The organism is Streptomyces sp. NPDC002446 (assembly GCF_053595675.1).
The window spans coordinates 1-4,522 of sequence record NZ_JBSFYC010000144.1 but is presented as its reverse complement, the minus strand read 5'-3'; the positions used below and the strand labels follow the sequence as shown (position 1 = coordinate 4,522).

The window sequence follows — 4,522 nt, the reverse complement described above, 5'->3', positions numbered from 1 at the left end:
CTTTGCCGCGGCCAGCCGAAAACGTCGGCCGCGGCAAAGCGCAGCGGAAGGGCCTCAGGACCCGCCAGGGTCCAACGGTGGGGCACCCACCCCGCAGTGATAGGCGCACTCAGGCCGGCACCGCCCCGGTTCCGGCCCCCGCGCCGCCGTGCGGACCGTCAACCACGCAATCAGTGCGCCGGCCAACAACACGCCGGCGCACAACGGCATGGCCCGCCGGAACGTCGCCGCGAACTCGTCCGCGGAGCGGTACGCCTCCGGTCCCATGCCCGCCAGCAGCGGCAGCGCGGCCACCGCCACCAGGCCCGCGGCCCGCGCCGCCGCGTTGTTGATGCCGCTGGCCAGGCCCGCCCGGTCCACGTCCACCGACGCCAGCACGGTGGCGGTGAGCGGCGCGACCAGCGTCACCATCCCCGCCCCGAGCACCACCATCGCGGGCAGCACGTCCGCGACGTACCCGGCGTCCCGGCCCACCCGCAGCATCAGCAGCATCCCGGCGGCGCAGAGCACCGGGCCGACGGTGAGCGGGATCCGCGGCCCGATGCGCTGCCCCAGCTCACCGGAGCGGGCGGACAGCAGCAGCATCAGCACGGTCGTGGGCAGCAGCGCGGTGCCCGCCTCCAGCGCCGAGTAGCCCGCCACGACCTGGAGCTGGAGCACGGCGAGGAAGAAGAAGCCGCTGAACGCGGCGTAGATGCACACCGTCACCGCGTTGATGGCGGAGAACAGCCGGATGCGGAAGATCGCCGGCGGCAGCATCGGGTCCGGGCTGCGCCGTTCGACGCGTACGAAGACCACGCCGAGCAGCACCCCGGCCACCGCGGGCACGAGCACGCCCGGCGCGGCGCCCCGGCCCGGCGCGGCGATCAGCGCATAGGTCACCCCGGCCAGCGCCAGCGCCCCCAGCACCGCGCCCCGTACGTCGAAGCCTCGGCGCTCGCGGACATCCCGTTCCCGCGTCTCCGGTACGTACCGCAGCGCCACCGGCACGCACACCGCCGCCAGCGGCACGTTCAGGAAGAACACCCAGCGCCAGCCCGGCCCGTCCACCAGCCAGCCGCCGACGAACGGACCGACCGCCGCCGCCACCCCGCCGAGCCCCGACCAGGCGCCGACGCCCCGCGCCCGGTCGTCGGGGTGGAGGACGGCCTGGATCAGCGCCAGCGAGCCGGGGGTGAGCAGCGCCCCGCCGACGCCCTGGAGCGCCCGTGCCGCGATCAGCACCCCGGCGCTCGGCGCGAGGCCGCACAGCAGCGAGGCGGCCGCGAACCAGACCACGCCGATCACGAAGAGCCGGCGCCGTCCGTAGCGGTCGCCCAGCGCACCGCCGAGCAGGATCAGCGAGGAGAGGGTGAGCAGGTACGCGGTCACCGTCCACTGCAGCACCGCCAGATCCGCGTCGAGGTCCTCGCCGATCCGCGGCAGCGCGACATTGACGACGGTGCTGTCGAGCATCGCCATACCGGAGCCCAGTACGGCCGTGGTCAGCACCCAGCGGCCCCGCGCCGAGGCGAGCCGGACAGCGCCGGCGGCCCCGGGCTCCTGCGGTTCGCTCATACGGCGAGCTTGCCCGCCGGCCGCGGTGCGCGCACGGCGAGGGCCCCGCACCTCACAGGAGATGCGGGGCCCTCGGTCCCGTACGGGACTACTTGATCCTGGTGCCCGTGGAGCGCAGGTTGGCGCAGGCCTCGGTCACCCGCTTGGCCATACCGGCCTCGGCCAGCTTGCCCCAGCTGCGCGGGTCGTAGGTCTTCTTGTTGCCGACCTCGCCGTCGACCTTCAGCACACCGTCGTAGTTGCGGAACATGTGGTCCGCGACCGGGCGGGTGAAGGCGTACTGGGTGTCGGTGTCCAGGTTCATCTTGACCACGCCGTTCTCCAGCGCGGTGGCGATCTCCTCCTCGGTGGAGCCGGAGCCGCCGTGGAAGACGAAGTCGAACGGGGCGGCCTTGCCGTACTTGGCGCCGACGCCCTCCTGGAGGTCCTTCAGCAGCTCGGGACGGAGCACGACGTTGCCCGGCTTGTAGACGCCGTGGACGTTGCCGAAGGAGGCGGCGAGCAGGTAGCGGCCCTTCTCGCCGAGGCCCAGCGCCTCGGCCGTACGCAGCGCGTCGTCGACCGTCGTGTACAGCTCGTCGTTGATCTCGTGGGTGACGCCGTCCTCCTCGCCACCGGTCGGGGTGATCTCGACCTCGAGGATGATCTTGGCGGCGGAGGCCTTGGCGAGCAGCTCCTGGCCGATGGCCAGGTTGTCGGCCAGGTTCTCGGCCGAACCGTCCCACATGTGGGACTGGAACAGCGGGTTCTGGCCCTTGGCCACCCGCTCCGCGGAGATGTCGAGCAGCGGGCGGACGTACCCGTCCAGCTTGTCCTTGGGGCAGTGGTCGGTGTGCAGCGCGACGGTGATGTCGTACTTGGCGGCGACGACGTGCGCGAACTCGGCGAGCGCGACGGCACCGGTCACCATGTCCTTGTTGTACTGGCCGCCCAGGAACTCCGCACCACCGGTGGAGATCTGGATGATGCCGTCGCTCTCGGCCTCGGCGAAGCCCCGCAGCGCAGCGTGCAGCGTCTGCGTCGACGTGACGTTGATGGCCGGGTAGGCGAACTTGCCTGCCTTCGCCCGGTCCAGCATCTCGTTGTAGACGTCGGGGGTTGCGATGGGCATCTGTCCGCTCCTTGTGTATGCGGGTGTGCGTTCTTGGCCCTGACCAGGGGGCGAGGACTTCGCCGGACGACATCTTCCCAGACTCGGCCGGGAGCTCCACATCGCCCGTCCAGCCGTCATGCGAAAGGGACGCGCCGTTTCACGTGAAACAACGCGCCCCTCGACAAAAGCGCAGATCAGAGCGGTACTTACGCGCTACCGCACCCCTCAGGCAGCCTTCAGCCCAGGCCGAGGTCGCCGAGCTGGTAGCCCGTGATATAGGGCAGCTTGGCCTCGGCGATCGCCGACGCGGCGCCGCGGTCCACGATCGTCGCGACCGCGACGACCTCGGCACCCGCCTCGCGCGCCGCCTCGACGGCGGTCAGCGGCGAGCCGCCGGTGGTGGAGGTGTCCTCGACGATCAGCACACGGCGGCCCTTGATGTCCGGCCCCTCGATGCGGCGCTGCATGCCGTGCGCCTTCTGCGCCTTGCGGACGACGAACGAGTCCAGCCGCCGGCCGCGCGCCGCGGAGGCGTGCAGCATCGACGTGGCGACCGGGTCGGCACCGAGCGTCAGCCCGCCGACCGCGTCGTAGTCCAGGTCGGCGGTGATGTCCAGCATCAGCTGACCGACCAGCGGCGCGGCCTCGCCGTCCAGGGTGATCCGGCGCAGGTCGATGTAGTAGTCGGCCTCCTTGCCGGAGGAAAGCGTCACCTTGCCGTGCACCACGGCCTTGTCCTTGATCTGCTGCAGCAGCTCGCCGCGCACGTCGTCACTCATGCGCACGAGCTTAGGCGGTGTTTCCCGACAGGCTCCGCCAGCTCCACGTCGTGGAGATCTCCAGCGGGTCGATGGGGGTGACCAGGCGCGGCAGCGTGTTGAGGCCGTTCGGCGGGCCGGACTGCGGCTCGACGCAGACCGCGGCGTCCTGCTCGTCGTAGATCACCACCCACTCGGCGCGGCTGGTGACCTTCAGCTCCAGCCGGCCCGGCCAGGTGACGGTGACGTCCACCCCGCGCGGCATTCCGAAGCAGTCGTCCCAGGGACCGGGCCTCTGCATGATCCGCCGCCCCGTCGGGAGGTGGTCGTCCCCCCGCTCCTCCTGCCACTCCGGCGCGAAGTCGAGCTGCGCGTCCTCGCCGCCCTCGCCCAGGTTCCGCAGGAACCAGGGGTGCCAGCCGGCCTGCGCCGGGAAGGAGTCGGCGGCCGCCTCGACGCCCATGGTGAGCGTGAGCGAGCCGCCGTCCTCGGCCAGCTCGACGACCTGGGTGACCATCCCCGGATACGGCCAGGGCGCCGCCGGGTCCATGAGGTCGTAGGTGAAGGCCGCCTGCGTCGCGCTCGAACGCACGGTGCGCCAGCGGAGGTTGCGGCCGGTGCCGTGGATGGCGTGCGGCGCGGCGTCGACCGGCATCTGGTGCAGTTGCCCGCCGTTGCGGAACTTCCCGTGCTCCATCCGGCCGCACCACGGAACCATCGGGAAACAGCCGTACTTGGCGCCCTGCCGCAGCAGCTCCGTACCGCCGACGCGGAGGCTGCCGATCCGGCAGCCGTTGCCCGGCTCAACGGTCAGCTCGGCGGCCCCGGCCGCCAGCCGCACGCCCGCCGCCTTCGGCGCGGGCTGAGTGGGGTTATCGGTGCTCACGGGTCGACCCTCCCATGAATTCGCGTTCCGCTGCGCTTTGCCTTGGCCGACGTTTTCGGCTGGCCCGCCGTGGGGGTTGCGCTGGGTTCGCCTGCGGCGGGCGTTGCCGCTGCGCGGGGCGTTTTCGGGTGCCGGTGGCGGTCCTCCGGGGCAGGGTGTCCGGACTGCTTCGCTTTACGTCCGGACACCCTGCCCCTCCGGCCCGCCCCCTCCCGTTGTGGGTGGGAG

General features: G+C 72.0%; 4 protein-coding genes. All 4 read right to left on the bottom strand.

Annotated features, from left to right (window positions below; genetic code table 11):
* Positions 1–54: 54 nt before the first annotated feature.
* Entirely contained in the window at positions 55–1,557 is a 1,503-nt protein-coding gene (locus tag ACWD6P_RS36725) for an MFS transporter (RefSeq protein WP_451448561.1), read from the bottom strand.
* An 88-nt stretch (positions 1,558–1,645) separates the two neighbouring features.
* On the bottom strand, positions 1,646–2,668 hold the full coding sequence (gene fbaA / locus ACWD6P_RS36720) for a class II fructose-bisphosphate aldolase (protein WP_451448560.1): 1,023 nt from the start codon (positions 2,666–2,668) through the stop codon (positions 1,646–1,648).
* Positions 2,669–2,886: 218 nt separating this feature from the next.
* Positions 2,887–3,429, bottom strand: a complete 543-nt coding sequence (gene pyrE, locus ACWD6P_RS36715; protein ID WP_451448559.1) for an orotate phosphoribosyltransferase — start codon at positions 3,427–3,429, stop codon at positions 2,887–2,889.
* Between the two features lie 10 nt (positions 3,430–3,439).
* Positions 3,440–4,294 carry an aldose epimerase family protein gene (locus ACWD6P_RS36710; protein ID WP_451448558.1) on the bottom strand — a complete coding sequence of 285 codons (855 nt, stop codon included), beginning with the start codon at positions 4,292–4,294 and terminating at the stop codon, positions 3,440–3,442.
* Positions 4,295–4,522: the final 228 nt, after the last annotated feature.